The following is a 16,532-nucleotide window of genomic DNA, read 5'->3' on the forward strand; positions in this document are numbered from 1 at the left end:
GACACTTGTAGCATGGCACTTACTGTCACAATAGCTTGAATGTGTCCTACAACTGTCCTATTACTGTCCCGTTGTCCCTTTATCGTCATTTTCATTTTTTAAATCTCGATAATAAGAGGACAAATCAATTTGAAAACCATATTGTCTGCCTATACCTTCACCGAATCTATAACGCGACTTGCTTTGTCCACAATATCGTGTATTTCTTAATGCTTTATCAATCTTCCTTAAATTATGTGGTTGTGGTTGGTCATCTCGTTTCATCATCACTTTCCAAATTTCCATACTACATACTTTGTCACGCCATACATGAGCACCTGGTTTTGTATTTGGTAATTCAATCAATTTACCGTCACCATATAATTTAATATAATCTTGGTCTATAACATCGTGAGCATATCTTCTTTTTTCTTCTAATGTTCTATACCAATAGTCAGATGGAATAGGACGCTCAAGAAACTCTTCAATTTCACCGACTAAAGCATCTTTTTCAGAATGCTCTTCTTGGACTTTCAATGCTGTTTCACTAGCTTCTTTATCTAATAACAATACTTTATCGGTTGGATCATCATCAAAATAAACTTTAGCTTCAGCAAACATTTGTTGAACAATGTCTTGTGTTAAATCGTCAAATGGACTTTTAGTTGCTTTATTTTTATCTGTCGTAATAGGAAAGAAACGACGGTTACCTGTTTGGTCTTTTAGAAATTCATAATTATTTGTCGTACCTATAAACACACATTGGCGTGGATGTCGCTCAATACGTTTACCATATGAAGCTCTATAAATATCTACAATCGCACTAATGAAACTTTTAATATCTTCAATAGTAGACTTTTGAAATGCTGCGAGCTCTTCTATCTCACACAACCAGGAACCTTGTATTTTTTTATAGGACTCATCACCTTTAAACATTTTTAAACTTTGGTTATACCAATGACCACCTAACTTACTTACTGTCGTAGACTTGCCATCACCTTGCCCGCCATATAGAATAATCATGGAATCGTATTTGATACCAGGATGATAAATTCTAGCAACCGCACCCATCATCCATTTTTTAGTCACTTCACGATTATAATGATTATCTTCTGCACCTAAATAATCAATAAATAATGTTTCAATTCTTTCAATGCCGTCCCATGATTTAGATTCAATCATCGACTTAATAGGATGGAATTTATTATGATAAGCTTCTTTTTCAATGACACTATCCATAATGTCACGACTAAATTGCACATTATAATATCTATCTATATGAGAAATGACATGAGTTGTATCAATATCAGCCCAATAATAATTATTATCATCGTTGGTACGCCAATATGGTAGACGTTTTAGTTTAGTAATTTTTTCAAAGGAATCGTATTGTACTAACCCTTTTAAACTTTCATCATTTTCCATTATCAATTCTGCGTTTGCAGTGGTCTTTTTAAGGGCTTGTGTTGTGGCTGATCGTCTTAATTTACTACGCCAATCATCACTATTGGCCAAATAATTATTTTCATCAATCAACTCAAATACTTCTTCGTTGGTTACATCTTCCAAATAAAAACCTCCCTACTTGTTCTTACTATCTTTCTTCAAAATGCTTTTAAACGTACGATTAACTTCCTTTTGTTCAATTGGTGGCCTGCAAGTCATCGCCCATGCACTTACCAATCCGTAAACAAGATTAGCGTCTACATAACGACGCAATAGGTACCCTGTTAAAGAAGCTAATGTTTGGTTGCGTTCACCTTCACCTACTCCAAATGCAATTTCGCGCCAATATGAACTATCACGTTTATTAAATTGATTTGAATACTTCACTGTTACAGGTTCATCATTAACTACCATCTTGTTTAATTCTTCTTTTTTTATTGCTGGTGCGTCATTATATTTAAAAATGTAAATTGAATCCTTTGATTTTTTGACTGGTAACGCCATAGATTGTGATGGTACAAAACTAGATTCATCTACTGGATAACCAATATAACGTGCTAATCCATTTGAATATTTCCGATAGTCTGATGCACTCACTGGCTCATTTAAAGGTACTATAAGGCGAATACGAGGCTTTTCGGCAGTATATGAATACGTTGTATGAAATACCCAAGATACATGTTCCAATTTAGCTTTCAGCACTTCATATAGACCTCTAAAATCTTTGATTTCATCATAATCTAATGTGATTGCACTTCGGTTAATTAAAGTAGCATCACTACGATATTTACTAATGTTTTGATTGTCTTTTTCTATATCTTCAAAATCACCGTATACGCATAGGCCACGTTTATATTTATCTTCATTAATCATTGGTATTTGAAGCTTATTCAACCAATCTGACCAATTATATAAATCAAAACTACTACACGAATTTGAATACAAGTTTTTATATTGAACAATATGAATATTAAAGTTATTGTTTAACTTAACTTTTTGAAAATCCAATTTTTGACCTCCAATGTATTAAAACAAGAGCAAAGATGTTATAATACAAATGGAGTATTTTCTTATTGCTCTTGTATTTAATAAAATTTATATATTATGCGTTACTTTCGCTTTGGTCAGTTGGAAGTGACGCATTTTTTAATTCTTCTATTGCATTGTTATAGTGATGTTCCATTTGTTCAATCATTGAACTCACATCAGTAAAGATTGAATTGATTACTGCAAGATAAACAAAATGATTTTGAATGCTTTCATTTGCAGTATATGCTGCTACTTGATCGTTAGACGCAACTAGCATTTTTTTATATTCCTCAGCACGTTCCTTTTCATCTGCTACTAAGTTTCTGAGTGCGTTGAGTTTAGAAGTTAAATCTGCACTTATTACCTCATCTTTGATTTCATGAATTTGATACTTTAAATTTTTCATTTATTACTCCTCCAATCTTTCAACAAAAACTAGCATTTCTTCAACAGCCATTTTTAAATCTTCAATATTTTCTTCAGTTAAGAATTTACTAATATTAGAATCTTCATAAATGATAGGAAAATCTGTAAAAGTTTCAGTAGCTTGAACAACATTTTTGTATTCTTGATAATCATTTGTAATTTCTAAAATCTCATTATTATTTAAATAAGGGTACATTTTTTTAATAATTGAAATATCTTTGTTACGACGTTTTTGTAATAGTTTCGTCATTTTTTTAATATGCTTTTTGTCTTTAAAAATTAGATCGTGGCTCACTTTATTTTCAATATCTTTAAAATCTTGATTAGTTAAATTGTTCATTTTTTCATTTTCCTCTCTGAAATTATTTTTTGTGTTTAATTTTTTATTAATGTTCATTTACTACTCCTCCATTTTCTTCAATATTAAATGCTGCAACCACGCTACCTAACATGTGAATAGCAAAAGCTACATGTATTCCTAATAGCCAACCACTAAGGAATGAGATTGCTGAAATTAATATTAATTTGAATATAAATTTAGCCATTTTAACACCTCCATCGTTTTTATAAATATTTTTTGTGTTTTGCTTTTAAATACTTTTCAAACTGTCCTACGTTCACAAGCGTTAGCGTGCTACTAATGTCGATATACATATCTTCAATGCCTAAATTGTCATCTTCATAAGACTTTAGAAGTCGGTAGCAAGTTGAGTAACTAATGTTGAAAATTTCACAGATTAGTTTCGGCTTTGCATACTTAACTGGGAATACTATTTGTTTTTCTTCAAGTGCTGTATTTTGCTTAGTCGGTAAATCTTGCAGCTTAACATGTGGCATATTTTAAGCCTCCTCTTTTTCTAATGTATTAAGTAGCTTTTCTTTGTTGATAAGAATTTTTCCACCAATTTTGGTATGGGGTATTACATTTTGCTTAATCAATCTATAAGCATGTCTTTCACTTACTCTTAATAAAGCAGCAGTTTCTTTGACAGTTAAAAACATAACTCATTCTCCTTTTGAAATATTTACATTACAATCAATGTATAAATGAATTATATATGTTACACTGACATATGTCAACATATGTGTTTAAAATTATTTTTTTGTACTATATTTATGTCATTTTTGTAATAATAATCAGTTTTTTAAAATTACTTTCCGAACTATTTATATGGTATTCTTTTGAGTGAGGTGAAAAAATGCTAAATTTTAAACTTAAAAAAATCCTTAATGAAAAAGGTGTGAGTATTACTGATTTACATAAAAAAACAGGCATATCTAGAAATTCATTAACTTTACTAGCAAATGGTAAGTCGAGAGGTATTCAATACGATACACTAGATAAAATTACAACAGCTTTGAATGTTAATATAAGTGAATTATTTGAAATTGAGTTTGATAAACTTATTATAAAATTACAAGATAAGAAAAAAGATTTCTCTACATATAAGAAATTGTCAGAGGGATATTTCGAAAAAAAGAACTGGGCTATTAAATGTTCAATTGAAGAAGATGAAAATCTAAAAGAAAGTTTTATTCCTTATGAACTTATATTCAACATGGGTGCACATAGTTCTGTTCAAATAGACATTAATCTTAGAGAACACGAATTTCACGATCTACTCAATTCACTATTTAATAACATGGAAGATTTTTCTATTATTTTTGCATATTATTTTAGTCAAAAAGTTTTAGAAAACGAAACATATTTAATCGACCATATGAATAGTGTACTATCTGAAGATTTGTATAATGATGTTTTTGTATATATTCGTGCTAGAGGTCATTATACAAAAGTCATCCCTATATCTATTAAAAATAAAAATATAGATAAAAATAAAATTAATACTAGAGTTATGGAAATAAATAAAAAAAATAAAAATATCGTTTCTTTTGATAAATTTATAACTATTGAAACACAATAAAGCGTTACTTTTTTAGGAGGTCTACTCACATATGGCACAACAAAAATAATTAAGGTGGTGGTGCTATCGAACAATGTCTAATACACCATAATATATATATAAGAAGATAATAAATTTTGGGGAGTTACATACTGGTATAAAAATCTTTAAATTAAAAAGGGGTTATATCATGAAAATTTTAAACTATAAAATAAATTATGAATATGATAGTGATTTATATACCGTTACTGCAAAAACAAATAAAGGGAAAACTTTTACTTATACATTTTCAGAAAATCATACGTTAAAAGAAATTAGATACACATTAGAAAAAGTTGCAAAACAACTAGATAAATAGTTACTAAAATTCTTTTCTTATCAACTACAATCATTCAAAAAGGAGTTTGTTATGCTAATATTTATCATAATTTTATTTTTAATTAGCATTATATTATATGGACTAAGTTTCTTTTTAGCACAAAACGAAGGTTTGTATTATAAGAAGAATTGTAGGACTATCTCGGTGCTTATATTAGCCATCGGAGTACTTTGTTTGATGGGCTATCTTATAAATTATATATCTTCAAACTATTTAGGAATTTAATATAGCATTACAATATTTGAATAACTACACTTGAACCATTAAGCGTTTATGAATTGGACTATTTTAATTAGCATCATCTTAATGGTTCTAAATATACGGGATGCATAAAAAGTGATTTTCGTTATAAGCTGTCTTATGATTTTATGGTGCATATGCTTAATATTGTTCTTATATAACGTTTATATGTTTATAAAAACAGATGGTAGCATCATTACAAAAACTTATTCTACCTGGAGTATATTGTATGGTATATGTATAATAATCATCTTAATATTGCTATATAACTTTAAATAGAAGACGAAAATTTTATTAAGGAGAATATATTTGAGAATTTTAAATTGCAAAATAAAACTAAATAAAATTACTTTAGATGGAGTATAGTACTTAAATAAACATCTTCCTAATCGATTAGAACTCAATGTTAATAGAACAAATACTTAATACTAGGGTGTCTCACGTACTTTTTAAAATTTTAGGAGGTGATCATATGTGGCATGAGAAATTTACTAATAAGCATGGCGAAGTTAAATATCGCTATTATGAGAAGTACAAAGATCCACTCACTAACAAATGGCGACGTACTAGCGTTGTGCTTAATAAAAATGGTAAGCAATCACAGAAAGAGGCTCAGAAACGCTTAAATGAGCGTATAGAGGCAAAGTTAAATGACAAGACACCTACTACACTTAAGACGCTAACTTTTCATGCTGCATGTGCTGAGTGGTTTGAACGTTATAAATTAGTATCTGGATCTAAACAATCAACTATTACTACTAAAAGCTATAAAGTGGCTCACATCAAAAGAAATATTGATAAAGATATTCTTGTTAAGAATATGAATGCTGATGTTATACAAGATTTAATTAACTCCTCGTTAAAAGATGGATTAAGCCATAAATTAGTTAAAGATGATTTAAGTATTATTAAAAATATACTCCGTTTTGCTCAAAAAAAATACAACATCACTGATATATCATACATAGATAATGTTGTAATGCCTAAAAAAGCGACTACAAGAGAAGAAGTTAAAGCTAAACGTGAGAATTATTTAGAAATGACTGAAGTTCTAGCTATTGTTGAAGAATTAAAACGTATAGCAAATAAAAAGCGTGCTAGTTATATGAAAAGATCATACTTATTTACTGCTTACATAGTTGAATTTCAAGCATTAAATGGTATGAGAATTGGTGAACTCTTAGCAATTCAACCCGATAATATTGATTTTGAAAATAAGAAACTTGTTATAGATGGCACTATACACTGGCTCAAAGATGGTAACAAAATAGGTTTCAAAGATACCACAAAAACAGCATCATCTTACCGTACTATATCTTTAACTACTAGAAGTTGTGATATTTTACGTAAGGTTATGTTAGAGAATAAGAAAGCAGTTCAATGGGAAAATATGTATGTGGATAGGGGCTTTATTTTCACAAGTCATAGAGGCAATCCCTTACCTCTTACATCCATTAATAGAAACATACAACTAGCTACACAAAATATAGGGGTAGAAAAGCACGTGACAAGCCACACCATGCGTCACAGTCACATATCCTTATTATCACAATTAGGCGTGTCACTGCGTGCAATAATGGATCGTGTAGGGCATACAGACCATAAAACTACATTACAGATATACAGCCATGTTACTGAACAAATGGATAAAGATATGGTGAATAAATTAGAAAAGGTAGGAAAATAGAAAGCGAATAAGAAACCTGAATCTACGGAGTGTACTTGAGGTCAACTGTTGCAACAGTTGACCTATTTTTTATGCCTAAATCTCAAAAACTTCCACCTTATGCCCTTATTCTGCCCTTTTTTCTCAATTCAAAGCATAAAAACAACCCTCTAACCATTGCGGTTAAAGGGTTTTGTCATTCGTATATTCTATTCCCACTCAATTGTGCTAGGTGGCTTAGAAGTAATATCATAGACAACGCGGTTAACGTGGTCTACTTCGTTTACGATACGACTAGAAATCTTTTGTAAGACTTCCCAATCGATACGCGCAAAGTCACTTGTCATACCGTCAATTGATGTTACTGCACGAATACCAATCGTATGATCATACGTACGGTAATCACCCATCACACCTACTGATTGAATGCCTGGTAACACTGTAAAGTATTGCCAAATCTCTCTTTCAAGACCTTCCTCACGGATAACTTCACGTAAAATCGCATCTGATTCACGCACGATTTCTAATTTATCTTCAGTAATTTCACCTAATACACGAATACCTAAACCTGGACCTGGGAATGGTTGTCTCCATACTAAATGTTCAGGAATGCCAAGTTCGATACCTAATGCACGTACTTCATCTTTAAATAATGTATTAATCGGTTCGATTAATTCAAACTCCATATCTTCTGGTAAACCACCAACATTATGGTGAGATTTAATCGTTTGTGCTGTTTTAGTACCTGATTCGATCACGTCAGTATAAAGTGTACCTTGTGCTAAGAAATCTACGTCTGTTAACTTAGCCGCTTCATCATCGAACACATACACAAATTCGTTACCGATAATCTTACGTTTTTGTTCAGGGTCAGAAACACCTTTTAATTTCTCCATAAAACGATCTTTAGCGTTCACACGAATGATATTCATATCGAAACCTTCGCCGAACTGCTCCATTACCATGTCTCCTTCACCTTTACGAAGTAAACCATGGTCTACAAAGATACATGTAAGTTGATCGCCTATTGCTTTATGCAATAACACAGCAACTACAGAAGAATCTACGCCGCCACTCATGGCACATAGCACTTTACGGTCTCCAACACGTTCACGAATCTTCTCAATTTCGATTTCGATAAAGTTTTCCATCGTCCATTCGCCTGTACAATTACAAACGCGACGTACGAAGTTTCTTAATAAGTCATTACCATATTCAGTGTGACGTACTTCTGGGTGGAATTGTACGCCATAAATACGACGTTCTTTATCTTCAATCGCTGCATAATTTGTACTTGGACTATCTGCAATCACTTCGAAACCTTCTGGAATTTCAATAACTTTATCCGAGTGACTCATCCATACCGTTTGTTCCTCTGGTAAACCGAAGAATAACTCATCAGATTTAGCATTAATGATTGCTTTACCATATTCACGCTCGTTTGCGCGTTCTACTTTTCCGCCTAAAAGTTTAGTCGTTAATTGCATACCGTAACAAATACCAAGCACAGGAATGCCTAGATTATAAATCTCAGGATCAATTGTAAATGAACCTTCCTCATAAACTGAATTAGGTCCGCCTGAAAGGATAATACCTTTAGGATTCATACGCTTGATTTCTTCGATAGAAATTTCATGATCATGCAATTCACTGTAAACGCCCATTTCACGAATACGACGCGTAATAAGTTGGTTATATTGACTACCGAAGTCTAAGACAAGAATCAACTCTTGCTCTTTAGCCATTTCCATAATTGTGAAGCTCCTTTTAATTGATTTTTATGTAAATAATAGAGAAACGCTTTCCCCCACGCGCGTTTTTTAGTTATTTTGAAAAATGAACAACCTATTTTACAGACGCATGAGAAGAGAAAAGCGTTCTCTTAATGTTATCTAACAAGACTACCTAGATATTTCACTTTAAACTAGAATGAATAGTTAGGTGATTCTTTAGTAATTTGTACATTATGTGGATGACTTTCTGCTAAACCAGCAGGACCCATACGTGTGAATTGTGCTTCTTCACGTAATGCTTTTAAGTCTGGTGAGCCAGTGTAACCCATACCAGCTCTTACGCCACCCATAAGTTGATAAATTGTATCTTGTAATGGTCCTTTATAAGCAGTACGTCCTTCGATACCTTCAGGAACAAATTTTCTTGGAGATTTATCTTCTTGGAAATAACGATCGTTTGAACCTTTTTCCATAGCACCTAAAGAACCCATACCACGATAAACTTTATATTGTCTACCTTGGAACACTTCAGTCGCACCTGGACTTTCTTCAGTACCAGCTAAAAGGCTACCTAACATTACTGCATGTCCACCAGCAGCTAATGCTTTGATAATATCACCAGAGAATTTAATACCGCCATCAGCGATAATAGCTTTACCGTGTTTACGTGCTTCAGTCGCACAATCATAGACAGCTGTAATTTGAGGCACACCTACACCTGCTACGACACGTGTTGTACAAATTGAACCAGGACCAATACCTACTTTAACTACGTCAGCGCCCGCTTCAAATAATGCGCGTGTCGCTTCAGCAGTAGCAACGTTACCTGCCACGATTGTAATTTCAGGATATTTTTCTTTCATTTTCTTAACTTGTTCGATTACGCCTTTAGAGTGTCCATGAGCAGTATCAATAATTAGAGCATCTACACCTGCTTCAACTAATTTTTGCGCACGAATTTCAGTATCTTTAGACGTACCGATAGCAGCCGCAGCTAATAGACGACCATGTGCATCTTTTGCTGCATGAGGGAATTCAAGTACTTTTTCAATATCTTTAATCGTAATTAAACCTTCTAAACGACCATTTTCCACTAAAGGTAATTTTTCGATTTTATGTTCTTGTAGAATCGCTTCTGCTTCATCTAATGTTGTACCAACTGGAGCTGTAATTAAATTTTCTTTTGTCATAACATCAGAAATCTTGATTGAAAAGTCTTCAATAAAGCGTAAATCACGATTCGTTATAATACCTACAAGTTTTCTTGATTCTTCATCACTAACAATAGGTACACCTGAAATACGATATTTACCCATTAATGCTTCTGCTTCATACACGCTTTCTTCTGGAGTTAAGAAGAATGGGTTTGTAATAACGCCATTTTCTGAACGTTTAACTTTTTGTACTTCATCAGCTTGCTCTTCAATACCCATATTTTTATGAATAACACCTAATCCACCTTGACGTGCCATAGCAATTGCCATTTTAGATTCAGTTACTGTATCCATCCCAGCTGAAATCACTGGAATATTTAATTTAATTCTATCTGATAATTCAACACTTAAATCAACATCGCTCGGTAATACGTCTGATGCAGCTGGAATTAATAAAACATCATCAAACGTTAATGATTCTTTAGCAAACTTATTTTCCCACATTTGTAATACAGCCTCCATTTTTGTATAGTTAGTCCTATTATTTCACATTTTCTTCGTTTTGTTTATATTTTATACCGTTAAAAAAGAAATTAAGAATGATTGCAGAAATTGCGCCTAATACAATACCGTTTTGAGTTAACCAAGCAAATTGCTCACCTAATGCTTTAAAAGCTTGAGGTACTGCACTTATACCCGTTCCTAAACCAACAGATACGGCAATAATTAATAAATTATTTTGATTTTTAAAATCAATATGACCTAAGATACTTACTCCATAAGCCATTACCATGCCAAACATAGCTATCATTGCGCCACCTAATACAGGTAAAGGAATGATATTAGCTAAGGCACCTAATTTAGGTATACAACCACAAATTAAGAGTAAAACCACCATGCCATAAATAATATTATTTTTCTTAGCACCTGATAAAGATACTAAGCCTACATTTTGAGAATAGGCAGTATAAGGAAACGAGTTAAAAATCGATCCTAAGATAATCGCTAGACCTTCCGCAGTGTAACCCTTACGGAAATCTTTGCGTTCAAGTTGTTTACCAGTAATCTCACTTAACGCATGATACACCCCTGTAGATTCTATCAAGCTGACAATAGCCACAATAGTGAACACTAATGTCGCTCCTAAATCAAATCCAAATCCTGAAAAACGGAATGGTCGAGGAATACCAAACCAATGTGCTTGGCCTACTTGATTAATATCTACTAATCCAAACACACTAGCTAAAATAGTACCTATCACTAAGCCGATAAGGATAGCAATAGATTTTAAAAAGCCAGTCGTAAATCGTTGTAATAAGAGAATGACGACTAACGTTACGCCACCTAAAATTAAATTTTTAGGATTGCCGTAATCTTTTGCACCTTCTCCTCCAGCTAAATAATTCATAGCTACAGGCATTAAATTAATACCTATAATCGTAACCACACTTCCTGTCACAACAGGAGGAAAGAATTTAACTAGATATGAAAAGAAAGGTGCAATAATAACTACTAAAATACCTGATAAAAATAATGAACCGTAAAGGACGCCTAATCCTTTAGTTTGTCCAATTAATATCATTGGTGCTACCGCTGTAAAAGTACAACCCAGAACAATAGGTAAACCTGTTCCAGTTACTTTATTCGCTTGTAAAAAAGTAGCGACCCCACACATAAAAATATCTACAGTGACTAAGTAAGCAATTTCTTCAGGTGTAAATTTAAGACTAGTTCCTACGATAATAGGTACTAGAATCGCCCCTGCATACATTGCCAATAAATGTTGAAGGCTTAAAATAAAATTTTTCATTCGTCGTCACCTAGTAAAGTAACTTTATTCCCTTTAAGAGAAGCCACTTTACATAATGAAGAAACTGTTAAACCTGCTTCTTCTAATCTTTGTCGTCCATCTTGGAAACTCTTTTCAACAACAATGCCCACACCTACTGTTTCAGCTTTGGCTTGTTGTGCAATATCATATAAACCTAAAGAGGCATCACCATTTGCTAAAAAGTCATCGATAATTAAGACTTTATCATTTTCACCTAAAAATTCTTCAGAAACGATAACCGTACTCGTCTTATTCTTAGTAAATGAGTGTATATCCGTACTATAAAATCCATCTTTCAACGTGCTTGGCTTGGCTTTTTTGGCAAATAAGCAAGGCACATCAAAATGTAGCGAAGCCATAATTGCTGGCGCGATACCTGATGCTTCAATCGTTAAAATTTTAGTAATACCTTTATCTTTAAATTGATCATAAAATGTTTTACCAACTTCGTGCATTAACTTAGCATCAATCTGATGATTAAGAAAACCATCAACCTTTAAAATCTTCTCATCAATTACGACGCCATCCTCTTTGACTTTCTGTCTAAGCGATTCCACTTTAAAACCTCCTCAAAATATATACAAAAAAACCCTAAAACTTTGAAAAAGTTTCAGGATCTATGAGTGAACAGACAATACATCGTAGGATAAACACTTAAATAGCGATTAGCTTAAATGTGTCAGTCTAAAAACACTTTAAAATATATTATTTGTTCAATCACATAGAGAAACTGTAGCTATACGCCTACCTCCAAAGTCAAACAATGTTATATGTAGTATTTCTAGATGACCATTTAATAAAGTCTTTCCTTAAATTATATTATTCTGTACTCATAGTCATGTCGTTTGTGGCAACATGGTAGATACTCCTAAAGCCATATTCTTTAGATTATATGAGTGATATAAATTATTATTGATAATAGCAAATTTTTACATTCTTTTCAATATTTGAAAATGAGATAAAGCCTTATATGATAGCATTTATAGATGTAAGCGTTTCATTAAATGATATCTACCTATATTTGTAAACTATTCTCATTTAATTATATAATTATTATAGATTAGTTTTATAAACATTCATTAGGGTATATTTTTATTAAAAGTAGGACGAAATTGGAGGGCGAGAAATATGCCAGATATTACAGTAGTAGATAATCAAGATGAAATTTATAACGTTATTGACAAGAAAAAAGCGGAAGGTTATTCAGAAAATGAATTGACTATTGTAAGTAAAAGTAAATTGCATTTAGACGACTTACATGATTCTCAAATTTCATTAGTAGCTACAAGTGGTTCATTCAGCGACCGTATGTCTAGATTACTTACAGGCGAAGACGGAGAAGAAGCAGTGTTGACTCGCTATAAATTATCTGAGGATCAATTAGATAAGTATAAAAAAGAAGTACTTAACGATAGAATTTTAGTTGTTGCTAATAAAGATAATAGTTCTCATGATGAAGTAGAAGAAAATAATTCTGCTTATGAAGAAGTTGATATCACACATTATGCAAATGAATCTAAAGGTCCAAAATCATAAAGCAATTTAAAAATTTAATTATTCATCACCGTAAAATAAACTTATATTTAAGTCTATTTTACGGTGTTTTTTAATTATCATTACTATTTTATGTTTTTCTTAATGATAGCCTACTTTACAAATGTGCTATACTAAAACAAAAAAATTGTGGGGGTGACATTATGAAATTTCATACTATCCAATCTTTTAACGATGACTATTTTAATAAGGCAGTAGATTTCTACAACAAACAGCTCGATATCGATTTTTATGAAGACAGCTCGATAGTTAAAAAATCTTTGCAAAATAACAAAACTGAAAATGACTATGCCGTCATTGTAGGTCTCGAAAAAGAAGAAGTAGTTAGCGTAGCGACTGCCCATTATGAAGCGACAACAAACTCGGCATTCCTAATTCATTTACTAGCTATCAATAATGCTAACCACGATGAAATGATATCGGAAACGCTTCAAGAAATTGAAATCCAATTAAACGAACTTTCTAATAAAGTTCATTCTAGAGATATTAATTTTATAATGGTCGAAGTCCCTAAAGAACCAAATAGTAATGGTCATGATAAAGAGTTATTAGAGAAACGTGTCAATTCGCTTCTAACTAATGGTTTTAAAAAGCAAAGTGAAATCGAATACTTACATCCAAACTATTCGAATGAAACTTCTCCATTTGAAGTTGATCTATTTATTAAATCAAATATTGAACTAACTAAGGATATTTACCCAGCAAGTGTTAAATCAAATTATATTCTTAAGTATGTCTTTGCAAATGGCATTTCTAGAGATATTATTTATCCACTCTTAGAACGTATGAATTTACGCCTTCCTTTATAAGAACACTTGAAATGAGCGATATAAAGGGTTAAACTGAATAGCGAGGTTAGACTGACGTGTTACTGGCCGAAGACCGACGTCAGTGTAAATAAGTATAGATAAATATAGAAACGAAAGGACTTTCAGCTATGTTAACTAAAGAATTCGCTCAACGTGTCAACCTAAGTGAAAAACAAGTCCGTAAAATTGTACAGCATTTAGAAGAACGTGGTTATCAACTTAGCAAGACAGAATATCGTGGTCGTGAAGCCACTGATTTTAAAGAAGAAGATATCGAATTATTCCAAGATATCGCGGAGAAAGTTAAACAAACTAGTAGTTATGATTTAGCGTTTGAAGAATTAGAGAAAGAGAAAGATTTTTTACAAGTCATTGTTAAAGAAGACAAAGAACAATTACCTACTGATAACAACGTGGCTCAATTAGTAGGCGATTTACGTAATGAAATTCAAAAAATGCGTGAAGAACGTCAAATGCTTGCGCAAATGATTAATCAAGTTAATCAACAGCAAAATGAATTGAAAGAACTTCAAAGTCAAATTACTAATAAACTTGAGGCTAACAATCAATCTTTACAAGCGATTCAAACATCTCAAGAAGCAATTCAAAATGCTCAAAAAGAGCAATCTGAATACACTAAAAATGATTTAGTTAAGGAAATTAACGATAATAACCAACAAGCGATAAAAAATACAGCTTCAATGAGTAGACCTTCAACAGAGAAAAAAGGATTTTTAGCTAGATTATTCAACCTTTAATATATAGTTTAAATTCAAACCATAGTCTATAAGGACTGTGGTTTTTTCTTTTTTAAAATTAAAATTTTAGTTATTTAAATTTATTCAAACTACATTTTTAATAGATATAATTTTATTTTTTATTATAAAGTATTGAAATAATATCAAAACAATACTATCCTTATTAAGTAAATCGGAATTAAATTTCATCAAAGGAGATTCGCTTTATGGGGACTTTTTTTACAGTTATTAACATTGTCATAATGCTCGCCTTTCTTATTGGCTTATTTATTATGGCGAAAAAACATGTTTCCTTCCCTAAACGTGTATTTACAGCTTTAGGCTTAGGAATTGTGTTTGGTATTGCTTTACATTTAATTTATGGCGTAAATTCAAAAGTACTTGAAACCACAACAGATTGGTTTAGTATCGTAGGCGACGGTTATGTTGCTTTATTACAAATGATTGTTATGCCTTTAATATTTATTTCAATCGTTTCAGCATTTAGTAAGATACAAATTGGGGATAAATTCGCTAAAATTGGTTCTTATATTTTTATGTTCTTAATCGGCACTGTGGCTATTGCAGCTATAGTCGGGATTTTTTATGCCATTGTATTCGGTTTAGACGCATCAAGTATTGATTTAGGTAGTGCTGAAAATGCTCGCGGAAGTGAAATTAGTAGTAAAGCTAAAGATATAACAGCTAATACGCTACCTCAACAAATCTTAGAATTATTACCAAGCAACCCGTTCTTAGACTTCACTGGTCAACGAACTACTTCTACAATTGCGGTAGTAATATTTGCGATATTTGTAGGTTTTGCATATTTACGTGTAGCACGTAAACAACCTGAAAATGGTAGCTTGTTAAAACGTGGTATTGATGCCATTTATTCATTAGTAATGTCAATCGTTACTTTTGTTCTACGTTTAACTCCTTATGGTATTATTGCGATTATGGCTTCAACCATTGCTACAAGTGATTTTGCAGCGATTTGGACATTAGGTAAATTTATGATTGCTTCATATGCTGCTTTAATAACAATGTATATTATTCATTTAATTATTTTAACAATTATGGGAATTAATCCTGTTCGCTATGTTAAAAAGACGTTCGAAGTACTTATCTTTTCTTTCACTTCACGATCAAGCGCAGGTGCATTACCATTAAACATCCAAACACAAACACAACGTTTAGGTGTACCAGATGGTATTGCTAACTTCTCTGCCTCATTTGGTTTATCAATAGGTCAAAATGGTTGTGCAGGAATTTATCCAGCTATGTTAGCTATCATGGTAGCGCCAGTAGCTAAAGTTGATATTGATTTACCATTTATATTGACTCTTATTGGTGTAGTAATTATTAGTTCATTTGGTGTTGCTGGTGTAGGTGGCGGTGCAACATTTGCATCTATTCTTGTATTATCAACGCTTAACCTTCCAGTTGCTTTAGCCGGTGTACTAATTTCAATTGAACCAATTATTGATATGGGACGAACAGCTCTGAACGTTAATGATTCAATATTAGCAGGTACTGGTACAGCTAAGTTAACTGGTAACCTCGATAAAGAGAAATTTAATTCAAATCACTACGGTGACTTATCTACTGAATAAATAATAGATATTAAAAAGCGTAGCCAACA

The 16,532-nt window shown here is 32.1% G+C and carries 17 protein-coding genes, 1 pseudogene and 1 riboswitch; of the genes and pseudogenes, 7 read left to right on the top strand and 11 right to left on the bottom strand.

Features of this window, described 5'->3' with window-relative positions:
• Positions 1 to 60: 60 nt before the first annotated feature.
• The 7 genes from LIX58_RS03710 to LIX58_RS03740 all read right to left on the bottom strand — a co-directional run bounded on the left by LIX58_RS03710 (position 61) and on the right by LIX58_RS03740 (position 3,882).
• The gene (locus tag LIX58_RS03710) at positions 61 to 1,548 is read right to left on the bottom strand and encodes a virulence-associated E family protein (RefSeq protein ID WP_226386084.1); all 1,488 of its coding nucleotides are present in this window, start codon (positions 1,546 to 1,548) and stop codon (positions 61 to 63) included.
• Between the two features lie 12 nt (positions 1,549 to 1,560).
• On the bottom strand, positions 1,561 to 2,433 hold the full coding sequence (locus LIX58_RS03715; RefSeq protein WP_126564644.1) for a primase alpha helix C-terminal domain-containing protein: 873 nt from the start codon (positions 2,431 to 2,433) through the stop codon (positions 1,561 to 1,563).
• A 94-nt stretch (positions 2,434 to 2,527) separates the two neighbouring features.
• Entirely contained in the window at positions 2,528 to 2,860 is a 333-nt protein-coding gene (locus tag LIX58_RS03720; RefSeq protein ID WP_154838195.1) for a hypothetical protein, read from the bottom strand.
• A 3-nt stretch (positions 2,861 to 2,863) separates the two neighbouring features.
• Positions 2,864 to 3,277 (bottom strand): pathogenicity island protein, encoded by a 414-nt coding sequence (locus LIX58_RS03725; RefSeq protein WP_154838196.1) that lies wholly within the window; start codon positions 3,275 to 3,277, stop codon positions 2,864 to 2,866.
• Positions 3,267 to 3,425 carry a hypothetical protein gene (locus tag LIX58_RS03730; RefSeq protein ID WP_186805207.1) on the bottom strand — a complete coding sequence of 53 codons (159 nt, stop codon included), beginning with the start codon at positions 3,423 to 3,425 and terminating at the stop codon, positions 3,267 to 3,269. Before LIX58_RS03730 ends, LIX58_RS03725 begins: the two co-directional genes overlap by 11 nt.
• A gap of 19 nt (positions 3,426 to 3,444) precedes the next feature.
• Positions 3,445 to 3,717, bottom strand: a complete 273-nt coding sequence (locus tag LIX58_RS03735) for a helix-turn-helix domain-containing protein (protein WP_076684572.1) — start codon at positions 3,715 to 3,717, stop codon at positions 3,445 to 3,447.
• Between the two features lie 3 nt (positions 3,718 to 3,720).
• Positions 3,721 to 3,882, bottom strand: a complete 162-nt coding sequence (locus LIX58_RS03740; RefSeq protein ID WP_071859943.1) for a helix-turn-helix domain-containing protein — start codon at positions 3,880 to 3,882, stop codon at positions 3,721 to 3,723.
• 197 nt (positions 3,883 to 4,079) lie between these two features.
• On the opposite strand from LIX58_RS03740, the gene LIX58_RS03745 reads away from it, so the two are divergent.
• The 3 genes from LIX58_RS03745 (at position 4,080) to LIX58_RS03755 (ending at position 7,090) form a co-directional block, all read left to right on the top strand.
• Entirely contained in the window at positions 4,080 to 4,805 is a 726-nt protein-coding gene (locus LIX58_RS03745) for a helix-turn-helix domain-containing protein (protein WP_154838197.1), read from the top strand.
• Between the two features lie 169 nt (positions 4,806 to 4,974).
• Positions 4,975 to 5,142 carry a hypothetical protein gene (locus LIX58_RS03750; protein WP_186805208.1) on the top strand — a complete coding sequence of 56 codons (168 nt, stop codon included), beginning with the start codon at positions 4,975 to 4,977 and terminating at the stop codon, positions 5,140 to 5,142.
• 733 nt (positions 5,143 to 5,875) lie between these two features.
• Complete coding sequence (locus LIX58_RS03755; RefSeq protein ID WP_226386085.1) at positions 5,876 to 7,090, top strand: tyrosine-type recombinase/integrase; 1,215 nt, start codon at positions 5,876 to 5,878, stop codon at positions 7,088 to 7,090.
• A gap of 188 nt (positions 7,091 to 7,278) precedes the next feature.
• Here LIX58_RS03755 and guaA read toward each other — a convergent pair whose 3' ends face one another.
• The 4 genes from guaA to xpt form a co-directional block, all read right to left on the bottom strand.
• Positions 7,279 to 8,820, bottom strand: a complete 1,542-nt coding sequence (gene guaA, locus LIX58_RS03760; RefSeq protein ID WP_126564638.1) for a glutamine-hydrolyzing GMP synthase — start codon at positions 8,818 to 8,820, stop codon at positions 7,279 to 7,281.
• 173 nt (positions 8,821 to 8,993) lie between these two features.
• Entirely contained in the window at positions 8,994 to 10,460 is a 1,467-nt protein-coding gene (gene guaB, locus LIX58_RS03765) for an IMP dehydrogenase (RefSeq protein ID WP_154838199.1), read from the bottom strand.
• A gap of 37 nt (positions 10,461 to 10,497) precedes the next feature.
• Complete coding sequence (pbuX, locus tag LIX58_RS03770) at positions 10,498 to 11,766, bottom strand: xanthine permease PbuX (protein ID WP_126564636.1); 1,269 nt, start codon at positions 11,764 to 11,766, stop codon at positions 10,498 to 10,500.
• Entirely contained in the window at positions 11,763 to 12,344 is a 582-nt protein-coding gene (gene xpt, locus LIX58_RS03775) for a xanthine phosphoribosyltransferase (protein ID WP_103297766.1), read from the bottom strand. Before xpt ends, pbuX begins: the two co-directional genes overlap by 4 nt.
• Before the next feature lie 256 nt (positions 12,345 to 12,600).
• Positions 12,601 to 12,703, bottom strand: a riboswitch (purine riboswitch).
• Between the two features lie 212 nt (positions 12,704 to 12,915).
• On the opposite strand from xpt, the gene LIX58_RS03780 reads away from it, so the two are divergent.
• The 4 genes and pseudogenes from LIX58_RS03780 to LIX58_RS03795 all read left to right on the top strand — a co-directional run bounded on the left by LIX58_RS03780 (position 12,916) and on the right by LIX58_RS03795 (position 16,503).
• Positions 12,916 to 13,323: a general stress protein gene (locus tag LIX58_RS03780; RefSeq protein WP_126564635.1), complete on the top strand. Its 408-nt coding sequence runs from the start codon at positions 12,916 to 12,918 to the stop codon at positions 13,321 to 13,323.
• 161 nt (positions 13,324 to 13,484) lie between these two features.
• On the top strand, positions 13,485 to 14,150 hold the full coding sequence (locus LIX58_RS03785) for a hypothetical protein (protein WP_126564634.1): 666 nt from the start codon (positions 13,485 to 13,487) through the stop codon (positions 14,148 to 14,150).
• A gap of 128 nt (positions 14,151 to 14,278) precedes the next feature.
• Positions 14,279 to 14,776, top strand: a pseudogene (locus tag LIX58_RS03790) (DNA-binding protein); the annotation flags it as partial.
• A 338-nt stretch (positions 14,777 to 15,114) separates the two neighbouring features.
• Positions 15,115 to 16,503 (top strand): L-cystine transporter, encoded by a 1,389-nt coding sequence (locus LIX58_RS03795; protein ID WP_126564632.1) that lies wholly within the window; start codon positions 15,115 to 15,117, stop codon positions 16,501 to 16,503.
• Positions 16,504 to 16,532: the final 29 nt, after the last annotated feature.

The sequence above is a fragment of the Staphylococcus sp. Marseille-Q1834 genome, from assembly GCF_916858875.1.
GTDB classification, from domain to species: Bacteria; Bacillota; Bacilli; order Staphylococcales; family Staphylococcaceae; genus Staphylococcus; species Staphylococcus pragensis.